Consider the following 22,046-nt stretch of genomic DNA (forward strand, 5'->3'; position numbering starts at 1 on the left):
TCTAGACCAAATCCCGCCCCCGGGCTCGCTCCTGTGCGCCGGAATGGTGGACGTAGGCCGTGCTGCTGGGGCGGTCCTCGTAGGTGCGATGGAAGACCGGGGTCGCGGCGCCGGAGATCGGCGGCACGATCCAGGACCAGTCCGCCCCCACCTCGCGGCCTTTGCGCTCCTCGCGCTCCATGTGGGAGAGGAAGCGCCGGGACTCGCTGTGGTGGTCGGCGATCGTGACCCCCGCGCGGTCGAAGGAGTGCAGGACCGCCCGGTTGAGCTCGACGAGGGCACGGTCCTTCCACAGCGAGCGGTCGCTGGAGGTGTCCAGGCCCAGGCGGCGGGCGACGGCGGGGAGGAGGTTGTAACGGTCGGTGTCGGCGAGATTGCGGGCGCCGATCTCGGTGCCCATGTACCAGCCGTTGAAGGGGGCGGCCGGGTAGTGGATGCCGCCGACCTCCAGGCACATGTTGGAGATGGCCGGTACGGCGTGCCAGCGCAGGCCCCAGTCCTCCCAGCCGTCGCCGTCGGGGTGGCCGATCGGCACCTCCATGACCGCGTCCGCGGGGGTGTCGAACCACCTGGGCTTGTCGTCGGAGCCCTGGACCACCAGCGGGAGGAGGTCGAAGGGGGTGCCGGCCCCGCCGGACCAGCCGAGCCGGAGCAGGGCCTCGGTCAGCGGGGCGTTGCGGGCGTCGCCGACGGTTATCGAGGGATGGTCGCCGTAGCCGGCGTAGCGGACGAGCTGCTCGCTCCAGATCACCGGCCCCGGGCGCTGCGGGGTCTCCGGGGCGAACACCGTGATGGTGGGTCTGACCCGGCCGCCGTTCGTGGCCTCGCGCAGGTGGTCGAAGCATTCGGCCGCGATGGCGTCGGCGTCGGCGAGCCCGCGGCGGTCACGGACCCGCAGCGAGTTCCAGTAGAGCCTGCCTATGCAGCGGTTGCTGTTGCGCCAGGCCACGCGCGCCCCGTGGACGAGCTCCTCGGGGGTGTGCACGTAAGTCCCCGTGTCCGCGAGTTCCGCCCTCACGGCGGCGAGCCGAGCGCGCGGATCACCCGCGCCGGCGTTTTCCCGGTGGAAGAGTCGGATGAACTCCTCGGCCGCCTGCCACACCTGTGCGGTGGTGGAGCGCTGTTGAAGAATTTCCATTCCGGCGGGTTACCCCCTGTCCGACCAGATCCACCCTGTACGTGCCGGATGAATGTGCAGTAAACAATGACCCGTTGTACCTGCCGCAGGTCAGCGGCGTACCGTCCGGGCACCCGGAACACTCCTCCGGGTGATCCTCACGGAACGGGCTGCGAACAAGGGCCGCACAAGCGTACGATGCGGCGCGCGAAATGGGTTGACGTTTCGTCAGACCCACTGCCGCACGCCGGCGCACCCCACGCGGGGGCGGGGTCGGATCAGCGGCAGGGCCGGCTCATGAAGAGCGCCTGCTCGCCGGCGGCGGGGGTGCCTCCGTAGAGGGCGGTGTCGAGGCCGCAGAAGGTGAACCCCATGCGCCGGTAGGCGTGCACGGCGGGGGCGTTGACCGAGCTGACCTCCAACCAGATGTGCTCCGCACCCCGCTGCCGGCCGAACTGAGCCGCGCACTCCATCAGGGCGCTGCCGATCCCGCGGCCCCGGTGGCCGGGTGCGACCTCGATGTCCTCGACCGTCAGACGCCGGTTCCACGCGGCGTAGCCGACGGCGGCGAAGCCACAGAGCTCGCCGCTGTCGAGGGCGACGAAGGTGCGCGTGTCCGCGTCCACGTCGGCCCCCCGGGGGCCTGCGATGCCCTGCTCGTCGTGCTCCTCGGGCGGGAACGCCCTGCGCACGGGCGGGTCCACGGGGACCTCGCGGAGCAGGAAGCCGGAACCGTCACCGGAGACGGCCACCTCGAAGACGGTGCGGGTGGTGAAGGAGCTGTCCAGGGCCGCGACGGCGCCCGCGTCCTCGGGGCGCGCGAGGCGGTAGACGATTCCGTCGGCCGGGCCGTGTGCGGTGGTCATGAGATCCACCGTACGCAAAAAATCCCCCGGCCGAATGGGCAACCGAGGGAGCGGAAGGCGTATATTTATCAGTTCGCGTTTTCGTGCGAACGAAGGCGCGATAAACGCAACGTGGGCACAGTATCGCGGCAGGAGTGCAATTGTCAACCGAGGAATTCCGGAAAGAGCAGCAATTCGTCACCGATCTCTATCGGCGCCTCGACGACCTGCGCGACCAGGCCGAACAGGCGGTGGAAAGCGCCTTGCGCGATGTGGGAAGCGGCTTTCAGGCGCGTCTGGAGCGCGATGTCCTGGTGGCTGAGCAGTCCGGTCTCCTGTCCGCCCTGAACGCCGGGGAGAACGGTCTCTGTTTCGGGCGCCTGGAGTTCTCGGACGGCCGCGACCACCACATCGGCCGCATCGGGATCCGCGCGGACGACACGGAACACACGCCGCTGGTCCTGGACTGGCGCGCCGAGGCCGCCCGTCCCTTCTACCTCGCCACCGGACACACCCCGATGGGGTTGCGCCGGCGTCGGCACATCAGCAGCCGGGGCCGGGTGGTCACCGCCCTGCACGACGAGATCCTGGACCTGGCCGACGCGGAGCGCACCGGCCACGAGGGTTCCGACGCCGACGCGGTCCTGCTGGCCGCGCTCGACGCCGCCCGCACCGGCCGCATGCACGACATCGTGCGGACGATCCAGGCCGACCAGGACCGGGTCATCCGCTCCCCGCACCGCGGGGTGCTCGTCGTCGAGGGCGGACCCGGCACCGGCAAGACCGCGGTCGCTCTGCACCGCGCGGCCTACCTGCTGTACGCCCACCGCGAGCTGCTCGCCAGGCGCGGTGTGCTGATCGTCGGGCCGGGTCCGGCCTTCCTCGGCTACATCGGCGGGGTCCTCCCCGCGCTCGGCGAGACGGGCGTGCTGCTGTCCACCCCGGGCGAGCTGTTCCCCGGGGTTCACGCCACCGGGACCGACCGCCCCGGGGCCGCCGCCGTGAAGGGCCGCGCCGCGATGGCCCAGGTCCTCGCCCGGGTCGTGGCCGACCGGCAGCGCCTGCCGGAGCACGTGCCGGCGGACAGCGGCGAGGAGTACGACACCGTCCCCGAGCCCGCGCTGGAGATCGACCACGACGACTACGGGACCCTGCTGCTGGACCGCACGATGGCTCACGGGGCACGGGATGCGGCCCGGGCCACCGGGCTGCCGCACAACCGGGCGAGGCCGGTCTTCGCCTTCCGGATCATCGACGCGCTCACCGCGCAGCTCGCCGACCGACTGGGCGCCGACCCGTACGGCGGACCGAACCTGCTCGGCCCCGACGATGTCGCCCAGCTCGGCAAGGAGATCGCCACGAGCCCCGCCGTGCACGCGGCGATCGACACTCTGTGGCCCCCGCTCACGCCGCAGCAACTGATCGTCGACTTCCTGGCAGAGCCCACGCACCTGCCCGACGACGAGGCCCGGCTCGTCCGGCGGAGCCCCTCGGCGCGGCCCGACTGGACCCCGGCCGACGTGCCGCTCCTGGACGAGGCGGCCGAGCTGCTCGGAGAGGACGACAGCGCGCTGCGCGCCGCCGAGGAGCGGCAGCGCGAGCGGCGCATCGCGTACGCGCAGGGCGTGCTGGACCTGTCCGCGGGTTCCCGGTCGTACGAGTTCGAGGACGAGGAGAGCGAGTACCTCGCGGCGCACGACATCATCGACGCCGAGCGGATGGCGGAGCGTCACGAGGAGGCCGACCACCGCAGCACCGCCGAGCGTGCCGCGGCCGACCGGACCTGGGCGTTCGGGCACGTCATCGTGGACGAGGCGCAGGAGCTGTCGGAGATGGCGTGGCGGCTGCTCATGCGGCGCTGCCCGACCCGCTCGATGACCCTGGTCGGCGATCCGGCGCAGACCGGGGACGAGGCGGGCTGCGGGTCCTGGGAACGGATCCTCTCGCCGTACGTGGGCGAGCGCTGGGAGCTGGTCCGGCTGGGGGTGAACTACCGTACGCCGGCCGAGATCATGGAGGTGGCGGCGGCCGTGCTGCGCGAGCGCGATCCGGGCTTCGAACCACCGCGTTCGGTACGGGCCACCGGGGTGCGGCCGTGGGTGCGGGAGGCCGACGACCTCGCCGGGGCGGTTGCGCAGGCCGTGGAGCGGGAGCGGTCGGCCGGACGGCGGCTGGCGGTGATCGCGCCGCGGGATCTGCACGGGGCGCTGGCGGGCGGGCTGCCGGAGGTGCGGCAGGAGGAGGGGCCCGATCTGACGCGGGAGGTCGTCCTGCTGGATCCTCGCCAGGCCAAGGGGCTGGAGTTCGACACGGTGATCGTGGTGGAGCCGGCCGATCTGGGGCCGAGCGACCTGTACGTGGCGCTGACCCGGGCGACCCAGGCCCTGGGCGTGGTGCACTCCCCCGGCCGGACGCCCGCGGGGCGGGCGCCGGCCTGGGGAGGGCTGCTCAGGCGCTGATGACGAACGGGGCCTTGGGGTCGCTGCCCAGCGGCGTGGCCAGTTCGGCGAGGGCCCGCTCCAGGCCCTGGAGGTGGGCGAGCGCGGGCTCGGTCGTGGCGGCGGGCGGCGCGGTGGCGTCCGCCGACGCGGGGCCTTCGAGTTCCCTTTCCCCGACGGTCAGTGCCTGCACCGCGGCCTCGACGCGCCAGCAGGCCGCGGCGAGGCGGGCGTCGTGGCCGGCGTCCGGATCGGCGGCGACGGCCACCAGGCCGCGCACCTCGCGGGCGCAGTCGTCCAGCAGGGTGATGACCTGGCCGGCGCGGGCCTTGCGCGCGCGGAACGGACTGAGCGGGTGGACCAGCGGCGCGAGCGCCATCCGGACCCGGGCCAGCAGCGTCTCCAGCTCCGCGGCGTGCGGGGCGGGATCCGCCGCCGGGGAGCCGGCGAGGCGGGCGGTGGCCTCGGCGGTGGCCGCGTGCACGCAGAGCAGGGCGCGCTGGATCCAGGCGTCGTTCGTGGCGTGGGTGGTGACCGGCAGGACGAGCACCACGGCCAGCGCGGCGCACAGGGCCCCGACGGCGGTCTCCTCCAGGCGGAGCACGAGCAGGCCCGGGTCCAGCACGCCGAGGAGGCCGTAGAGCAGGCCTGCCATGAGCGTGACGGCGAGGATCATCCAGCTGTACGAGACGGCGGCCGTGTAGAAGATCCCGAACACGCAGGCCCCGACCAGGAGGGCGGTGGGCACGGGCGCGCCGTCCAGCGGGATCGCGATCAGCACCCCGGCCACCACGCCGACGACGGTGCCCAGCACCCGGCGGAAGCCGCGGACGAGCGTCTCCCCGCGCGAGGCGGTGTTGACGAAGATCCACCAGGCGGTGCCGACGGCCCAGTACCAGCGCTCCTCGGAGAGCACCTGGCCGACGCTGAGGGCGACGGCGCAGGCGGCGGTCGCCTGGAAGGCCTGGCGGGTCGTGTGCCGGGCCAGGCCGCGGCCGGGCAGCGGCGCGGGGGCGGCGGGCGGCGGGGTGCGCCGCTCAATGGGCCACAGCAGGAAGCGCACGGCCGCGGCGGCGCCGAGGGCGAGGCCCACGGCGGCGTACAGCTCGGGGAGCTGCGCGGGGAGGGCGTGCAGGAACTGCGTGATGAAGAAGTTCATGAACGCGAAGATCCCCAGGGCATGACCGCGCGGACCCCAGCGGCGGGCGTAGACCCCGCAGAAGACGACGAGGACGAAGGCTGCGTCGCGCAGCGGGGTGACCCCGTGCAGGGCGGTGGCGAGGGCCAGGACCGGGAATCCGGCAGCGGGAAGCAGGGCGGTGGTGGCGGCCTGGCGGCGCACGCTGGCGTCGGTGACGGTGAAGAGCGCGAGCAGGGCGGCGAGGCCGCCGGTGATGGAAGCGGTCAGGGAGAGACCGCACAGTTCGGCGAGGGCTGCGGCGGCGCCGACGCCGATCACGGCGCGGGCCGAGGTCCTGAGCCGCAGGCGCCCCGGATCCGGAGCTACGAACATCCTCTTCACAGCGGTGTGCCGCCCCCCTGGAACGGTGCGCGCCGGCCCGGCGCCGCCCGGGGGTGGTGGGCGGCGGACGGGCACGGCGAAGGCGCCGCGCTCCGGAACCGGCCTCGTTGCCGTCCGGCGCTGCGCGGCGCCGTAAGTACATGGATAGGACACAGATAAGCACCTGGAGGCCCACTGGCTCAACTCGTGAACGGTGGGCAGGGCCATTGGCATGGCCCCTGAGGGGATTCGTCGGCCATGATGCGGCCAACGGACCAGTCGGGGAGGCTGCTCGACCTCGACCGCGCAGGGCTCTCGTCCGGGCGACCACGCGCTGTTATCGTGCAGCGACCCGGGGGGCGTACGGAAGGGGGCCGGCGTTGACGCGTACAGCGGAGTCCGGGCAAGTCGAGGCGTTCAGCCGGGCCGCCGTGGCGGTCTTCCGACTGAACGGACGGTTCACCGCGGCCGTGGACCGGCTGGCGCTGTCGGTCGGGCTCAGCGCGGCACGCTGGCAGATCCTGAGCACGGTGACGGACGAGTCGCTGTCGGTCTCCGAGGTCGCCCGGCGGGTGGGGACCACCCGGCAGAGCGTGCAGCGCATAGCCGACCTGCTCGTGTCCCAGGGGCTCGCCGCCTACCTGGACAATCCGGCGCACCGGCGGGCGAAGCTCCTCGCCGCCACCGAGCGGGGCGCGGCGGCGAAGCGGGAGATCGACTCCTGCCTGGCGGAGCTGGCTCGGCATCTGTGCGAGAGCCTGGGGGGCGAGGAGGAGGTGCACCGGACGGCCGAGATGCTTCGGGGGCTGTCGGGCGCCCTGTCCTCGGTCGGCGGCGGCGACTCTCCGTGATGAACCCTCAGGTGCTCTACGCCTATACGGACAAGCTGGCCTGAAACAGCCGGCGATTTTCCCAAAGGTTGACTGCACCGGGGAATCGTCTTTGCGGTACCGTTCGCGCCTGACGCGGGGTTTCAAAGGCGGGGGACCTGTTGAATCGGTTTGTCTTCAGACTGCTGGGGCCACTGCTCGTCCAGGCCGAGGACGGCCCCTTGCGCATCAACGGCCGGCGCCAGGCGACCGTCCTCGCGATGCTGGTGCTCTACGCCGACCGCGTCGTCTCGGTGGACACCCTGGTGGACGCCGTCTGGCCGGATTCCCCTCCCGCGACGGCGCGGAACCAGATCGCGATCTGCGTGGCCACCCTGCGCAAGACCTTCAAGCAGGCGGGAGTGACCGACGTGCTGATCACCTCTCCCCCCGGCTACCTGCTGGCCAAGGGCGAGCACCGCATCGACGTCCAGGAGTTCCTGGAACGGGCCGACCAGGGCCGCGATGCCGCCCGGCATGGCCGCACCGAGGAGGCCTGCACGCTGTTCGAGGAGGCGCTCAGCATCTGGCGGGGCTCGGCGCTCGACGAGACGCCCGGGTCCCGGCTGGAGGCCGAGGCGACGCGCCTGGAACAGGTGAGGCTCACGCTGATCGAGGAGCGCGCAGGGCTGATGCTCCAGCTGGGCCGGCACCGTGTACTGATCGGCGAACTCACGGAACTGGTGGCCCGGCACCCGCTGCGCGAGCAGTGCCGCGAACACCTCATGCTCGCCCTGTACCGGTCGGGCCAGCGGGCCGAGGCCCTCGACGTCTTCCTGCACGGCCGCCGGTTACTGACCGAGCAGCTCGGGATCGAGCCCGGTCCGGGGCTGCGCCAGCTGCACGACCTGATCCTGCGGGACTCACCGGAACTGACCCGGCCCCCGGCCGTGGTCACCCCCGCACCCGCCGCCGTGCACACGATTCCGGCGCAACTCCCGGCCGGGGTCATGGCGTTCACCGGGCGCCAACGCGAGATGGCCTCGCTGGACCGGCTGCTGAAGGAACCGTACAACCCGCACACCCCCGCCCTGGCGACGATCGTGGGCGTGGGCGGGGTGGGCAAGACGGCACTCGCGGTGCACTGGGCGAGCCAGGTCGCCGACCAGTTCCCGGACGGTCAGCTCTTCGCCGACCTGCGGGGATACGACGAGGAGCAGGCACCGGTGTCCCCCGCCGCCGTGCTCGACCGCTTCCTGCGCGCTCTCGGCATCGCCGCACCCCAGGTCCCGGCCGACCCCGACGAGCGGGCCTCACTGCTGCGGAGTCTGCTCAGCACCCGCAAAACGCTGATCGTCCTGGACAACGTACGCTCCTTCCAACAGCTCAGACCCCTGCTGCCCGGCGGCGGACGCAGCGTGGTGCTGGCCACCAGCCGGGAGAACCTGGGTGACCTGACCGGCGACTACACGGCGCTGAGCATCCGGCTGCGGATGCTGGAACCGGCCGAGGCGACCGCCCTACTGATCAAACTGGCCGGGGCGGACCGGTTCGGCAGCGACCCGGTGGCGGTGGAGCAGCTCGGCGCGCTCTGCGACTGCCTGCCGCTGGCACTGCGGATCGCCGGAGCGCGGCTGGCGGCCAAGCCCAACCTGAGCGTGCGCAGCCTGGTGGAGCGGCTGCGCGACCACCGGTCCCGACTCGACGTACTGAGCCCGGGAGAGGGCGGGGTGCGGGCCGGCTTCCGGCTCACCTACCGGGACCTGCCGCCGGAGGCGGCCCGGATGTACCGGCGCCTCGGGCTGCTGCGCACGGCGGACTTCGCCGCCTGGGCGGGCGCGGCCGTACTGGACACCAGCGTGTGGCACGCGGAGGAGCTGATCGACCACCTGGTCGACGCCCAGCTGCTGGAGGTGGCGGAGGCGGCGCCGGGCCGGCCGGCCCGCTACCGGTTCCAGGACCTGCTGCGGCTGTTCGCCCGGGAGCGGGCGGAGTCGGACGAGCCGGAGGAGGAGACGGACGCCGCGCTGGAGCGGGCCTTCGGGGCCTGGCTCTGGCTGGCGGAGGAGGCGCACCGGCGGATCGACGGCAGGCGGTTCCCGGTGGGCCGGCCGGCGGCGCCCGCGCCCGGCTTCCTCGGCGAGCTCGCCGAGGAACTGCTGGGCTCGCCGATGGAGTGGTTCGAGTCGGAGCGCACCGCGGTGACCGACGTGGTGGCCCAGGCGGCGGAGACGGGCCGGGCCGGCTACGCCTGGATGCTGACCGAGAGCGCGGTTCCACACTTCGAGACGAAGAACTACCTGGAGGACTGGCAGCGCAGCGCCGAACAGGCCCTGGCCTCGGCCCGGCGGGCCGGCGACGAGCAGGGCGAGGCGACGATGCTGCGGCTCCTGGGGTCGCTGGCGATCTACCAGCGGCGCTACGAGCAGGCCGAGGGCTGGAACATGGCCGCGCTGCGGCTGTTGCGCAGCACCGGTGACCTGGACGGGGCGGCGCTCGCGCAGCGGAACCTGGCCATGTGCGCACGTTTCCAGGGTGACTGGGAGCGGGCGCTGGAGTACTGCGAAGCGGCCCTGAGTGGTTTCCACGCCTCCGGCGACATCGGGAACGAGGCCCATCTGCTGGGCTTCCAGGCGCAGATCGAGCTGGACCGGGGAAACGTGTCGGCCGCGCTGCCGCTCGCGGAACAGGCGGTGGCACTGAGCCGGCGTACCGGATCGGTGCGGGCGGAGGCGCAGAGCGTGTACCGGCTGGCCGAAGTGCGGCTGCGTGCGGGCGATCTGGGTGAGGCCGGCAAGGCGTTCGGCGCCGTACTGCGACTCACCCGCGGTGAGGGCGACCGGGTCGGCGAGGCCCACGCGCTGCGGGGTCTGGGGCAGACGCAGTGGAGCCAGGGCCTGCTGCAGGCGGCGGGGGACACGCTGCAACAGGCCCTGGAGATCACTGATGAGCTGGCGGACCGGTTTCTCTACGCGCGGGTGGAAACGGACCTCGGATGCGTGGACGCACTCGGGGGCCGCTGTGCGGAGGCGGCGGAGAGGTTCCGGCGGGCCTGTGCCGGCTTCGGCGAGGTCGGCGCGCAGCCCTGGCGGGCGCAGGCGAGCCGGCTGCTGACGGCCGTGCGGGAGGCAGCGGGAGAACCGGGCCGTGGGGAGTCCGGAGGGCTGCCGCATCGTTCCTTCACTCCGGAGGAACTGACGGCCCTCCTGGCGCATCCGGCGGACTGACGCCCGTCCGGTACGGATCGGGCCGCGGCGGCGGCATGCGCGCGAGTGCGGGATTGCGGTGGTGCGGTGGTGTGGTCGTGCGGGTTCGCGGTGGTGCGGTACGTCGGCGGGCGCCGGCCGTCGGTCAGCCCCAGGGCATGTCGCCGTGGGTGCCGGCGGAGCCCGGGTGCGAGGGGTGCACCGGCTTGACGATCCCCCACGGCATGTCGTCCGCCACGACGCTCGTGCCCCCGTCCGCCGTGACGGCCGAGACGGCCCCGGTACCCACGAACATTCCCGCAAGAACGACCAGGCAGGCGGCCGTCGTCTTCGCCGTCCGGGTGCTGCGCATCTCGGGTTCCCCTCTCGGTGGATCATCTCTGCACCGCTCGCTGCGGCACGAACGGAACAGTAGGGACGGCTCCTTTCTCTTCCGTGTTCCACCGATTTCGCGACCCGGGCACACCGCGAAATCGACACGATATCGAGGAGACAACGGACTCTTCTAGCTTCGTTCGAAGATTCTTCTCAGGAATCACGGATGGGGCGGTACATGGAATTCCGAGTGCTCGGGCCAGTAGAGGTACGGCGGGACGGCCACCGGGTCGCGTTCTCCGGAGCGAAGCTGCACACCGTGCTCGCGGCGCTCCTCCTGGCCCGCGAAGAGGTCGTGTCGGACGATCGGCTGTGCCGGCTGCTGTGGGGCTGGGCGCCTCCGGCCACGGTCAGCGCACAGCTCTACACCTATATTTCGCGCCTGCGCAAGATTCTCGGCGACGATGTGACGATCGATCGCAGACCGCCGGGATATGCCATGAGCATCGGTAATGCGACCGTCGACCTGGACGAATTCGAGAAGCTGGCGCTCGCCGGCCGCGAGGCACTGGTCAAAGAGGACTACGAACGCGCCGGAGAGCTGCTGCGCGACGCCCTGGCCCGGTGGAACGGCCAGCCGTTCGCGAACGCCACGGAATACCTCGCGGACGCCGAGGCCCCGCGGCTGACGGAGGCCCGGGCCGTGACCCTGGAGCACCGCATCGCCGCGGACCTCGCCCTCGGCCGGCACGAGCAGATCACCGGTGAGCTCACCGGGCTGGTCGCCGAGTTCCCGTTGCGCGAGCGCATCCGCTGCCAGCTGATGACCGCCCTGTGCCGGTCCGGGCGGCAGGCGGACGCCATCCACCTCTACCACCACGGCCGCGCGGTACTGGCGGACGAGCTCGGGATCAATCCGGGCGAGGAGCTCCAGGCCACCTACCGGGCGCTGCTCGACGGCACACTCGACCGCCGGCCGGTGGCCGCGCCCGCCGTACGCGCGGCCGCCCGGCCGCGGCCGTCCGGACCGTCGGCCGCGGCTCCGGCGATGCTGCCGCCGGACACCGTCGACTTCACGGGCCGGGGACCGGAACTGGAGCTGGTGTGCCGCGCGCTCGCCCCCGATCGGCAGAGCTCCGGACGACCCCGCCGGGTGCTGGTCACCGGCATGGCGGGGCTGGGCAAGACCGCCCTGGCCGTGCACGCGGCCCACCGCTGCCAACGACACTTCCCCGACGGGCAGTTGTACGCCGATCTGCGCGCCGCGGACGGTACCCCACGGCACCCCGCCCGGGTGCTGCGCCTTCTGCTGCGGGCGCTGGGCCCGATGGACGACGTACCGGCCGCCGACGACCAGGACCAGTTGGTGCGCCTGTACCGGGAGCGGACCCGGGGCAGGCGGCTGCTGATCGTGCTGGACAACGCCTCGGGCGCCGCCCAGCTGGGCCCGCTGCTGCCCAACACCCCCGAGCCCGCCGTACTGGTGACAGGGCGTACGGCGCTGCCCACGGTGGCCGGGGCGCACACCGTGGCCCTCGCCCCCTTGCAGCCGCGGGACTCGCTGGAGCTGCTCGCCGCTGCGGCCGGCCCCGCCCGGGTGGCGGCCGCCCCGTGCGCCGCCTCCGCGATCGTCGAGCACTGCGCCGGCCTGCCCCTGGCGCTGCGGATCGTCGGAACCCGGATCGCGGCCCGGCCGCACTGCACTCCTGACCGGCTGGCCCGCAGGCTGGCGGATCCCGTCACCCGGCTGCGTGAGCTGCACTCCGGCGACCTGGACGTGCACACCTCCCTGCTGCCGTCCTGGCGTGCGCTGGAGCCGGAGGTGCGGGCGGTGTTCCCGGCGCTGGCCGCGCTGGGAGCGCTGCCCTTCCCGGCCGCCGAGGCGGCGACGGCACTGGACCTGCCGGAGGCGGAGGCCGAGCGGCTGCTGGAGGCGCTCGCCGACGCGGCCCTGTTGGAGGTGAGCGGCGCCGACGAGTGGGGCCAGCCCTGCTACCTGTTCCATCCGCTCGTACGCCTCTTCGCGCTCTCCCTGGCGCAGGGGCGGGCTCCGGTGTCCGGCGGGCCGGCCGGCCTTGCGGAGCATAACCGGCGGCTAACTCGCCGCCCCTAGCCTCGCCCTGCCCCGCAGCAGGGCGTCCCCGGCCCGCATCCACCCGTGCACGCAACAGCCAACGGCCCGTAACACCGAATGGAGTTGGACCATGACCGAGCTCCTGCCCGCCCGCGCGGACAGTGCCGCGTCCTTCCCGATGACCGAGACGCAGCAGGCACTGATGATCGGGCGGGGCGAAGCCGTCGAGATGGGCGGCATCGGCTGCTACGGATACTTCGAGTGGGAGCGCGCCGACCTCGACCCGGAGCGGTTCGCCACCGCCTGGCGCAGGGTGGTCGCTCGCCACGACATGCTCCGGGCGATCGGCAGCACGGACGGCACCCAGTGGGTGCCGTCCGACCCGCTGCCGTTCGAGATACCGGTCGTGGACCTGCGCCACCTGTCCGCCGTTGCCGCCCGTGAGCACCTCGCCGCCCTGCGCGAGGAGATGAGCCACGTGGTCTTCCCGGTGGGCAGCTGGCCGCTGTTCGACCTGCGGATCTTCCGGCTGGGCGGCCCCGAGAACCTCGGCCGCGTCCACCTGGGGATCGACCTGCAGGTGCTGGATGCCTCCAGCGCCTTCCAGGTGCTCTTCCCCGAGCTGGTCGACCTGTACGAGAACCCGGAGGCGGAACTCCCCCAGCCCGGAATCGGCTTCGCCGAATACGCCCGCTGGCGCGCCGAGGCCCTGCCGCACACTGAGGCCTTTCGCGCCGCGCGCGACTACTGGGTGGAGCGCGTGCCCACCCTGCCGCCGGCCCCGTCGCTGCCCACCGGCGGCTCCGGCGGGGACACCGGCGAAGTCCGCTTCGACCGGCGCGAGCACCGTCTCTCCCCCGCCGACTGGCAGCGGTTCTCCGCGCGGGCGCAAGGAGCGGGCCTGACCCCGTCGGTGCTACTCACCGCGGCCTTCGCCGAGGTGGTCCGGGCCTGGGCGGAGGAGTCCGACTTCACGATCAACTACCCGGTCTTCCAGCGCCCGGCCGTGCACCCGGACATCACCGGCGTGCTCGGCGACTTCACCAATGCGGTGATGCTCGCCGCCGACGGTTCCGGCGCGACCTTCCTGGACCGCGCACACGCCCTGCGCGACCAGCTCGCCCGCGACGTGGAGCACGGGGCCTTCAACGGCGTGCGCGTCCTGCGGGAGCTGACCCGCCTGCACGGTGTGGGCGCGCAGGCGGGGATGCCCGTGGTCGTCACCAGCCTGCTCGACTACCCGGTGCGCCGGCCGGTCACGGACCTGGGCCGGGAGGTGTACTCGATCTCGCAGACCCCGCAGGTGACGCTCGACGTGCAGCTGCGCGAACTGGCCGGAGAGCTCCGCGTCATCTGGGACTTCGTGGACGGCGCCTTCGCTCCCGGGTTCGTCGACGCCGCCTTCGGCGTGTACGTGGACCTCCTGGAACGGCTCACCGACGACCCGGACAGCCTGCACACCACCCGCTTCGACCTGATCCCGCCGGCCGAGCGGGAGCTGCGCCGCAAGGTCAACGACACCGCCGGGCAGATCCCGTACACCACCCTGCACGAGCTGTTCGCCCGGCAGGCCGAGCTCACACCCGACGCGGAGGCCGTGGTGGACGCCACCGGGCGGCGGCTCAGCTATGCCGAGCTGGCCGCGTACGCCTGGCGGATCGGGCACACCCTGCGCGAGCACGGGGCGGCTCCCGGCGAGCTGGTCGCCGTCGTGATGGAGAAGGGCTGGGAGCAGTACGCCGCGGTGTACGGGATCCTCGCCTCCGGCGCGGCCTACCTGCCACTGGACGCCTCCGTGCCGCCGGAGCGGCTGCGCCGGCTGCTGGCCGAGGCCAAGGTCGACCGGATCCTCACGCAGTCCTCGCTGGAGTCCCGGATCAGCTGGCCGCCCACCGCCCGCCGGTATCGGGTGGACAAGGACTTCGAGACCGGCACCGCCACGCGGCCCGACACCGCGCAGACCCCGGCGGACCTCGCGTACACGATCTTCACCTCGGGCTCGACGGGCGAGCCGAAGGGCGTGATGGTCGACCACATCGGTGTGGTCAACCTGATCCGCGACGTCGCGGCACGCTTCGAGGTCGGTGCACGGGACCGGCTGCTGGCCATCTCGGGGCTGCACTTCGACGCGTCCATCTACGACGTCTTCGGGGTGCTCACGCAGGGCGGGACCGTGGTGGTGCCGCCGCCGTTCGACCACGCCGAACCCGATGTCTGGGCCGATCTGGTGCAGACGGAACGGGTCACGCTCTGGAACTCCGTGCCCGTCCTGATGGAGCTGCTCGTCGGCGAGGCAGAGGTGCGCGAGCGCCGCGGCGGCGGCCGGCCGCTGGAGTCGCTGCGGCTGTCGGTGCTCTCCGGCGACTGGATCCCGCTGACCCTGCCGGACCGGCTGCGCGCGCAGAGCCCGCGGATCCAGGTCGTGGGCTCGGGCGGTCCGACCGAGACGATCTGCTGGTCGCTGTTCCAGCCGATCGGCGAGGTCGACCCGTCCTGGACGAGCATCCCCTACGGCAAGCCGATCACCAACCAGCGCTACTACATCGTCGACGGCGCGGCGTACGAGCGCCCCCTCGGGGTCGTCGGCGAGATGGCCGTGGCCAGTGACGTCGGCCTCGCGCTCGGCTACTGGAACGACGCCGATCGCACCGCGAGCCGCTTCGTGCGCCTGCCGGAGACGGGCGAACGCGCCTATCTGACCGGCGACCTGGGCCGCTACCTGCCGGACGGCAGCATCGAGATCCTGGGCCGGGACGACTTCCAGGTCAAGATCCAGGGCCATCGGATCGAGCTGGGCGAGATCGAGGCCGTGCTGCGCCAGGACGAGGAGGTCGAGGCGGCCGTGGTGGTGGCCCCCGCCAGCGCCCACGGGGTGCGGCGCCTGCACGCCTTCGTGGTCGCCGGCGCCGACTGCGATGCCGCCGCGGCGGACCGGGTGCTGGAGCGGCTCGCCGCGCAGCTGCCCGGCTCCATGGTGCCCGCCACACTGACCGTGCTGGACGAGCTGCCGCTGACCCGCAACGGCAAGGTCGACCGGCTGCGGCTGGCCTCCTCCGCCGGGAGCCGGCAGTCCGCCGACGACGAGGCCGCACGGGAGGGCGGGGACGGGACGGGCAGCGCGCTGGAGCTGGTGCTGTGCGCGGCCGTCGCCGACATCCTCGGTCTGGACGGGGTGGCGCCCGGCGACAACTTCTTCACCCTGGGCGGCGATTCGCTCAGCGGGACCCGGCTCGCGGGGCTGCTGGGGCAGCTGCTCGGGGTGCCGGTACCGGTCAAGACCGTGTTCCAGAACCCGGTGGTCTCCGAGCTCGCCGAGAAGATCGCCGCGGACGGGCAGCACGGTGCGGAAGCGGTCCGGGCAGCCGAGGCCTTCGGTGCGCTGGAGGCCGACGGGACGGACACCGCCGATGCGGCCCGCTGAGGACACCGGCGCATCCAGCACGGCCATCACGGACGATTCCGAGAGGGGACAGTCATGAGTCTCACCCTGCCCGCGCCCGTCAGCGATCCGCTGGACGGGGACGGACACCGGGGCGGCGCACCGCGGGTGCCCGTGCCGGACCTGGCCGCATTCTCCGCGCACGCCAACACCCGGCTGAGAGAGAGCGATTCCGTCCTGTACGACTTGCTGGCGCGGGAGTCGGCGCGCCAGCACGAGACGCTGATGATGGTCGCGGCGTCCAGTGTCGCGGACCCGTCCGTGCTGGCCTGCGAGGGCAGCGTACTCGGGAACCTGACCGCGGAGGGGTATCCCGGCAACCGCTACCACGCGGGCTGCGGCATCGCCGACGACATCGAGCGCCTCGCGATCGAGCGGGCGTGCGCCGCCTTCGGGGCGCAGGATGCGATCGTGCAGCCGCACTCGGGGTCCTCCGCCAACCTCGCCGTGATCACGGCGCTGCTGAGTCCGGGCGACAGCCTGCTCGGGCTCGACCTGGACTGCGGCGGCCACCTGACCCACGGCTCCCCCGCCTCGGTGACCGGCCGGTACTACCGCGCCCACGGCTACCGGGTGACACCGGAAGGGCTCCTCGACTACGACCAGATCCGTGAAATGGCCCTGGAACACCGGCCGAAGCTCATCGTGTGCGGGGCGAGCGCGTACCCGCGCAGCATCGACTTCGCCCGGTTCCGGGAGATCGCGGACGAGGCCAACGCCTACCTCCTCGCCGACATCTCGCACATCGCGGGACTCGTCGCGGCCGGCCTGCACCAGAGCCCGGTCGACCACGCCCACGTGACGACCACCAGCACCTACAAGCAGCTGTACGGTCCGCGCGGTGGGCTGATCCTGCTGGGCCGCGAGGCCCGCAGGCCCGGACCAGAGCGCGGCACGCTGGCCGCGACCCTGCGCCGTGCCGTGTTCCCCTTCACCCAGGGCACCCCCGACCTGGCGTCCGTGGCGGCCAAGGCCCGCGCGCTGGCCTTCGTGGCGAGCCCTGACTTCGCGGAGGTCGCCAAGCGGCTGGCCGACGGCGCGCAGGCGATCGCGGAGCGGCTCCTGGACCGGGGCTTCCGGCTGGTCACGGGTGGTACGGACACCCACATGGTGCTGCTCGACCTGCGCGGCAGCGGCGTCACCGGGGACGTGGCCGAGGAGGCCTTGGAGGCCTGCGGGATCGTCGTCAACCGCAACCGCGTCCCTGGAGACACCACACCCGTACGCGTGACGGGGGGCCTGCGGCTGGGGACCAACACGCTGGCCGCGCGCGGAATGGACCGGACGGTTGCCGCCGAGTGCGCCGACCTGGTCGCGGACGTCCTGACGGCGCTGGCCGCGCCGGGCGGCAGCCTGCCGGATGACCTGCGCGACCGGGTCCGCACCCGGGTCGGCGAGCTGTGCGCCGCCCACCCCCTTCCGGGGTACCTGCCGTGACCTTCAGCGGCTTCCCGCCCTCGGCACTACGCCTGTACGAGGACCTCGCGGCCGACAACAGCAAGGAGGCGTGGCGGCTGCGCCACCGCGAGCGGTACGAGCGTGACGTACGTGCGCCGATGGACGAGCTGGCCGCTGAACTGGGCACGTTCTTCGAGGAGTGGGCCGGGCCGGACGCGGTGCGGGTGCTCGGCCCGGTCCGGGACACCCGGATGTCCCACGACAAGTCCCCGTACAAGACCTACCAGGGCGCCTATCTGGACTTGCTGCCCTGCCTCGGCCTGTGGGTGCACCTGGACCGGGACGGGCTGTACGCCTCCGGCCGCTGGTACCCGTACGCCGGGGCCGAGGTCGCCCGCTACCGTGCCGCCGTCGAGGAGGAGGACGGCGGCACGGAGCTGGCAGCGATCGCGGCCCGGCTGACGGAGCAGGGCTTCGCGCTGGGCGGGGACCGGCTCAGGTCCCGGCCGCGGGGAGTGCCCGCGGACCACCCGCGGCTGGACCTGCTGCGCCACCGCAAGATCGACGCGGGGCGCCGGTACGGTCCGGCCGCGGGCCTGCACACGGCGCGCGCCGGGGAACTCGTACGGGAGACCTGGCTGCTGGTGCGGCCGCTGCTGGACTGGATGGCGGCGCGCGATCTGACCCCGAAGCCCCGTGAGCGAGGAGTTGAGGAACCGTCATGAACACCGACAGCTCCGGCATCGTCGATCTGCGCAGCGACACGGTGACCCGGCCGGGTCCCGGAATGCGGGCCGCGATGGCCGGCGCGGAGGTCGGTGACGACCTCTTCGGGGAGGATCCGACCGTCCGCGCCCTGGAAGAGCGCCTCGCCGGTCTCTTCGGTTTCCCGGCCGCCCTGTTCACACCCTCGGGAGTGATGGCCAACCAGATCGCGCTCCAGCTCCTGGTCGCCCCCGGCGAGGAGCTCGTGTGCGACGCGGAGGCGCACGTCCTGGCCCACGAGGAGGCCTCCCCCGCCCGCTACGGCGGGATCCAGACGCGTACGGTGGCGGCGGAGCGCGGGGTGGTCACCGCGGCGCTGCTGGCCGGCACGGTCCGGCGGGGCAACGCGTACACCCTGGGCACGCGGGCCGTGGAGGTGGAGCAGACCCACACCCGGGCCGGCGGTACCGTCCACCCGCTGGAGACGCTGCGCGAGGTGCGCGAGCTGACCTCCGGTGCGGGTGTGGCCGTCCACATGGACGGCGCCCGGATCTGGAACGCGATGGCCGCGACCGGGACGGCGGCGGCGCAGTACGGGGAGACCGCCGACTCGCTCTCGGTGTGCCTGTCGAAGGGGCTGGGCGCGCCGGTCGGTTCGGTGCTCCTGCTCCGGTCCGAACATCTGCCCAGGGCGCGGAAGCTGCGGCACGGCCTGGGCGGCGGCATGCGTCAGTCGGGCATCCTGGCGGCTGCGGGGCTGTACGCCCTGGACCACCACGTGGAGCGGATCGGCGAGGACCACGACCACGCCGGGATGCTGGCGGCGGGGTTGCGGGACGCGGGCTTCCCCGTGCGCCCGCCCGAGACCAACATCGTCCTCGTCGAGGTGCCGGGCGCCGACGAGGTCGTCGCACGGGCATCGCAGGAAGGAGTGCTGGTGACCGCGCCGGACCCGGACACCGTCCGGCTGGTCACGCATCTGGACGCAGGGGACAAGGCGTGTCGGCGCGCCCTGGAGGTGCTGACCGCCGTGATGACCGACGTCGTCGCCGGGGCGCGCAGGAGCGCGCCGGCGGGACGCTCGCAAGAACAAGAAGCGGAAGAGAGCGAAGTAACAGCATGAGTTTAGAAGTCCGGCCCGCCACGGCGGATCTGTGGGACGACGTCCGACGGGTGCTCCAGCCCCGCAAGAGCGCGCACACGTGCTGGTGCATGGCGTGGCGGCTGACCACCGGCGACTACGGGCGGATGACCGCCGAGGAGCGGGGCGAGCACCTGCGCACCCTCACCGAGAAGGCGGACCCGCCGCCGGGGGTCCTCGGCTTCCTCGACGGTGAGGTGGCCGGCTGGTGCAACGTGGCCCCGCGCCGCCAGCTCGACCGGCTCACCTCCTCCAAGACGATCAAGCCGGTGGACGAGCTGCCGGTGTGGTCGGTGACCTGCTTCGTCGTGCGCAAGGAGTTCCGCGGCAAGGGGGTCGCCTCCGGTCTGTTGGAGGGGGCCGTCGAGCACGCGCGGGCCAACGGCGCGCCCGCCGTCGAGGGTTACCCGGTGGACCCCGAGGGCGGCCGGGTGAACCCGACCCTCGCCTATGTCGGGACGATGGACATGTTCGAACGGGCCGGCTTCCGCCGGATCCAGCGCACCGAGGCCAAGAGCGACAAGCGGCACCGCTGGATCATGCGCCGCGACCTGGTCTGACGGTCGCGCCGGTGGTGCAGGGAAGGGGCTCCCGCGGTGCGGGGGCCCCTTCCTCGTGTCCGGGTCTACCGGGTCGTGCCCGGGCCGTACCCGGTCGTGTCCGCGACGTCCCGCCGGGCCCCGCGGCGCCGGCGCAGGCCGCCGCGGGGCCCGGCGGATCAGGGGGTGTGCGCCGCGGTGTCCCACAGGTGGGCAGGGCGTCCGCAGCGCAGGGCCTCCCATGCCGCGCGCCGATAGCAGCCGGCGACCAGGCCGTCCCGCACGAGACCGGAGGCGCCGTGCAGGTGGACCGCGTCCCGCGTCACGTCGAGCGCGGTCTCCGCCGTGAGGGCGATCAGCCCGGCGGCCTCCCCGGGGGTGAGGCGGCCCTCGTCGAGGTCGCGGGCCGCGTCGCCGACGGCCCAGCGCACGGCGTCCAGTCGGGCCAGGAGCCCGGCGACCCGCAGCCGGGGCCCCTGGTGCTTGACCAGGGCCTGGCCGAACTGCTGCCGTCCGCGGATCCGGGAGACGACCGCGGTCAGGGCGGCCGCGGTGATGCCGGCCAGCAGGGACGCCTGGTGGACGGCGGCGCGCAGGCCGACCCGGGCGAGGGCCTGTTCGGCGGCGATCCCTCGCAGCAGTACCGAGGGGGCCGGGATCCGTGCCTCGTCGAAGACGGCACCGGCGACCGCTCCCCCGCCGTGGTCGCGCAGCGGGCGTACGGTCACGCCCTGCGCGGGCAGGCCGACGAGGGCGACGCAGGGGCCGTCGGGACCGCTCGCCAAGACCAGCAGGGCGTCCGGCCCGATGCCGGCGGCGAACGGGCCTCCTGTGCCGGTCAGGACGATACCCGCGCCGTCACCGTCCGGTTTCCAGGCGATCCCCGGCGGTACGGAGCCGCGCGGATCGGGCAGCCGGCCCGGGACGGCGAGCTGGAGCTCGCCGGCGCGCACCCGGTCCAGCAGGTCCTCGGTGCCCTCGGGGGCGAGGGGGCCGAGGGCGGAGAGCACGTCGAGCGCGAGCAGGGTGTCGACGAGCGGGACCGGCTGCATCGCGTTGCCGGCCTCCTCGCAGACCATGGCGAGCACGGCCTGGCCGAGGTCGAGGCCCTCCTTCTCGATGGGGAGGGCGAACTCCCAGGCCCCGACCTGGGTCAGCGCCTCCCAGGCGCCCGCGGGGGTCTCCCCGTCGACCTCCAGGCCCTGCCGCACGGTGAGCCGGAGTTGCCGGAAGAGCGAGTCCTCGTCCTCCCGCTCCCGCCACCGCTCGGGCGCCTCGCCGGCCGCCCCGTCCGTACCGCTCCCGTTGACCGCCTGGGTCGTCACGGCCGTACCTCCGCCCCTGAGTCGAGACGCAGCCGGGCCAGCGTCTCCAGCATCATTTCGGCGGTGCCGCCGGATATCCGCATCCCCGGGGCTTCACGCATCGCCGAATCGAGTGGGTGGGCCACCCCGTCGACCTCCGGGTCGTCGAGGGTCATGCTCGTGTCGCCGTCGAGTTCGGCGGCCCACCAGGCCACCTCCGCGGCGAGTTCGGTGGTGTACCACTTCGCGGCGGCGGCCTCGTCCTCGTTGAGCTCGCCCCGGTCGAGGCGGGTGAGGACGCGGCGGACCAGGGTGCCGGCCGCGAGCAGCCGGGCGTTGAGCTTGGCCAGGCCGATCTGGTCGTGCTGGCCGGCCTCCAGCCGGTCGGTGTGGGCCTCCAGCCGGTCGACGGCGGCCCGGTACCAACGCAGCGCCTTGACGTAGTAGTCGAGACCGGTGCGTTCGAAGGCCAATGTCTTGACGACGATCGCCCAGCCTTGGCCGATGCCGCCGACGACGTCGTCGGCGGTGACGGACACCCCGTCGAGGGCGACTTCGTGGAAGGCGTCGTCGCCGATGCCCGGGATCTGCCGGATGGTGACGCCTGGCTGGTCCAGTGGCACGAGGAACAGGCTGAAGGCGTCGTCCTCACCGCGGGCCAGGCACAGGCCGTAGTCGGCGAAACGGGCGAAGAGGGAGTGGACCTTGGTGCCGTAGAGCTTGTAGCCGCCGCGACCGTCGGAGACGGCGCGGGTGGAGAGGATGTTGAGGTCGGAGCCTGCCTGCGGCTCGCTGAAGAGGACGCACCCGAAGGAGGTGCCGGCGGCGAAACCGGGCAGGTGGCGCGCCTTCATCTGCGGGCCTGCGACATGGAGCAGGGTGGATCCGACGATCTGCACGGTGAGCGTGTGCAGCAGGTCGGGAACGTCGTGCATGGCGAGTTCCTCGACCAGCACGGCGGCCGCGACCTGACTGACGCCCCGCCCCCCGTACTCCTCGGGCCACTGGGGTGCGAGCAGGCCCCGTTCGCCCAGGGCCCGGTGGATGGGCCGGGGGTCCCGGGTGCGCCGGGCCTCGGCGACGGGGGCGGACACCAGGATGTCGTGGATGTCCTCGCGCAGGGCCCGCATGGGGGTGCGGGGCACGTCGGCCCCGCTCCGTACGAGCCCGCAGTCCGCGGGCGCGCGGTAGAACTCGGTGGTGAGCACGGGCAAC

The 22,046-nt window shown here is 73.2% G+C and carries 15 protein-coding genes; 9 read left to right on the forward strand and 6 right to left on the reverse strand.

Translation table 11 applies throughout. The annotated features are described in order from the left end of the window. Position 1 precedes the first annotated feature (1 nt). A complete protein-coding gene (locus R4Z63_RS02945; protein WP_384444973.1) occupies positions 2–1,138 on the reverse strand; it encodes a nitric oxide synthase oxygenase in 1,137 nt (378 codons plus the stop codon). Positions 1,139–1,395: 257 nt separating this feature from the next. Next, positions 1,396–1,983, reverse strand: a complete 588-nt coding sequence (locus R4Z63_RS02950) for a GNAT family N-acetyltransferase (RefSeq protein WP_384444975.1) — start codon at positions 1,981–1,983, stop codon at positions 1,396–1,398. 140 nt (positions 1,984–2,123) lie between these two features. Between R4Z63_RS02950 and R4Z63_RS02955 the strand changes: the two genes are divergently transcribed. Then, entirely contained in the window at positions 2,124–4,421 is a 2,298-nt protein-coding gene (locus tag R4Z63_RS02955; protein WP_384444977.1) for a HelD family protein, read from the forward strand. On the opposite strand, the gene R4Z63_RS02960 is transcribed toward R4Z63_RS02955, so the two are convergent. Then, positions 4,411–5,913, reverse strand: coding sequence for an FUSC family protein (locus R4Z63_RS02960; RefSeq protein ID WP_384444979.1), 1,503 nt, complete (start codon positions 5,911–5,913; stop codon positions 4,411–4,413). The genes R4Z63_RS02955 and R4Z63_RS02960 overlap by 11 nt on opposite strands. 368 nt (positions 5,914–6,281) lie before the next feature. Here R4Z63_RS02960 and R4Z63_RS02965 point away from each other — a divergent pair, with 368 nt between their 5' ends. Continuing rightward, the gene (locus R4Z63_RS02965; RefSeq protein WP_037921720.1) at positions 6,282–6,752 is read left to right on the forward strand and encodes a MarR family winged helix-turn-helix transcriptional regulator; all 471 of its coding nucleotides are present in this window, start codon (positions 6,282–6,284) and stop codon (positions 6,750–6,752) included. Between the two features lie 140 nt (positions 6,753–6,892). Beyond that, the gene (locus R4Z63_RS02970; RefSeq protein WP_384444981.1) at positions 6,893–9,937 is read left to right on the forward strand and encodes an AfsR/SARP family transcriptional regulator; all 3,045 of its coding nucleotides are present in this window, start codon (positions 6,893–6,895) and stop codon (positions 9,935–9,937) included. A 124-nt stretch (positions 9,938–10,061) separates the two neighbouring features. Here R4Z63_RS02970 and R4Z63_RS02975 read toward each other — a convergent pair whose 3' ends face one another. Beyond that, positions 10,062–10,268: a hypothetical protein gene (locus R4Z63_RS02975; protein WP_037921718.1), complete on the reverse strand. Its 207-nt coding sequence runs from the start codon at positions 10,266–10,268 to the stop codon at positions 10,062–10,064. 213 nt (positions 10,269–10,481) lie between these two features. Between R4Z63_RS02975 and R4Z63_RS02980 the strand changes: the two genes are divergently transcribed. From R4Z63_RS02980 to R4Z63_RS03005, 6 genes are all read left to right on the forward strand, one after another. Beyond that, positions 10,482–12,344, forward strand: coding sequence for an AfsR/SARP family transcriptional regulator (locus tag R4Z63_RS02980; protein ID WP_384827115.1), 1,863 nt, complete (start codon positions 10,482–10,484; stop codon positions 12,342–12,344). A 91-nt stretch (positions 12,345–12,435) separates the two neighbouring features. Next, on the forward strand, positions 12,436–15,726 hold the full coding sequence (locus tag R4Z63_RS02985) for a non-ribosomal peptide synthetase (RefSeq protein WP_384444986.1): 3,291 nt from the start codon (positions 12,436–12,438) through the stop codon (positions 15,724–15,726). A 54-nt stretch (positions 15,727–15,780) separates the two neighbouring features. Further along, complete coding sequence (gene glyA, locus R4Z63_RS02990; RefSeq protein ID WP_384444988.1) at positions 15,781–17,181, forward strand: serine hydroxymethyltransferase; 1,401 nt, start codon at positions 15,781–15,783, stop codon at positions 17,179–17,181. After that, positions 17,178–17,867: a DUF2461 domain-containing protein gene (locus R4Z63_RS02995; protein WP_384444990.1), complete on the forward strand. Its 690-nt coding sequence runs from the start codon at positions 17,178–17,180 to the stop codon at positions 17,865–17,867. Before glyA ends, R4Z63_RS02995 begins: the two co-directional genes overlap by 4 nt. After that, complete coding sequence (locus tag R4Z63_RS03000; protein WP_384444991.1) at positions 17,864–18,970, forward strand: threonine aldolase family protein; 1,107 nt, start codon at positions 17,864–17,866, stop codon at positions 18,968–18,970. The genes R4Z63_RS02995 and R4Z63_RS03000 overlap by 4 nt, the downstream gene beginning before the upstream one ends. Continuing rightward, positions 18,967–19,548, forward strand: a complete 582-nt coding sequence (locus R4Z63_RS03005) for a GNAT family N-acetyltransferase (RefSeq protein WP_384444993.1) — start codon at positions 18,967–18,969, stop codon at positions 19,546–19,548. The genes R4Z63_RS03000 and R4Z63_RS03005 overlap by 4 nt, the downstream gene beginning before the upstream one ends. A 158-nt stretch (positions 19,549–19,706) precedes the next feature. Here R4Z63_RS03005 and R4Z63_RS03010 read toward each other — a convergent pair whose 3' ends face one another. After that, on the reverse strand, positions 19,707–20,852 hold the full coding sequence (locus R4Z63_RS03010) for an acyl-CoA dehydrogenase family protein (RefSeq protein WP_384444995.1): 1,146 nt from the start codon (positions 20,850–20,852) through the stop codon (positions 19,707–19,709). Continuing rightward, on the reverse strand, positions 20,849–22,039 hold the full coding sequence (locus tag R4Z63_RS03015) for an acyl-CoA dehydrogenase family protein (RefSeq protein WP_052030564.1): 1,191 nt from the start codon (positions 22,037–22,039) through the stop codon (positions 20,849–20,851). The genes R4Z63_RS03010 and R4Z63_RS03015 overlap by 4 nt, the downstream gene beginning before the upstream one ends. Between the last annotated feature and the right edge of the window lie 7 nt (positions 22,040–22,046).

Source organism: Streptomyces sp. PL-29 (genome assembly GCF_058344425.1).

Excerpts from the sequence above, each read along its gene's own strand:
- R4Z63_RS02945 (WP_384444973.1), bottom strand. The coding sequence starts at position 1,138 with ATGGAAATTCTTCAACAGCGCTCCACCACCGCACAGGTGTGGCAGGCG.
- R4Z63_RS02950 (WP_384444975.1), bottom strand. The coding sequence starts at position 1,983 with ATGACCACCGCACACGGCCCGGCCGACGGAATCGTCTACCGCCTCGCG.
- R4Z63_RS02960 (WP_384444979.1), bottom strand. The coding sequence starts at position 5,913 with ATGTTCGTAGCTCCGGATCCGGGGCGCCTGCGGCTCAGGACCTCGGCC.
- R4Z63_RS02975 (WP_037921718.1), bottom strand. The coding sequence starts at position 10,268 with ATGCGCAGCACCCGGACGGCGAAGACGACGGCCGCCTGCCTGGTCGTT.
- R4Z63_RS02985 (WP_384444986.1), top strand. The coding sequence starts at position 12,436 with ATGACCGAGCTCCTGCCCGCCCGCGCGGACAGTGCCGCGTCCTTCCCG.
- glyA (WP_384444988.1), top strand. The coding sequence starts at position 15,781 with ATGAGTCTCACCCTGCCCGCGCCCGTCAGCGATCCGCTGGACGGGGAC.
- R4Z63_RS03000 (WP_384444991.1), top strand. The coding sequence starts at position 17,864 with ATGAACACCGACAGCTCCGGCATCGTCGATCTGCGCAGCGACACGGTG.
- R4Z63_RS03005 (WP_384444993.1), top strand. The coding sequence starts at position 18,967 with ATGAGTTTAGAAGTCCGGCCCGCCACGGCGGATCTGTGGGACGACGTC.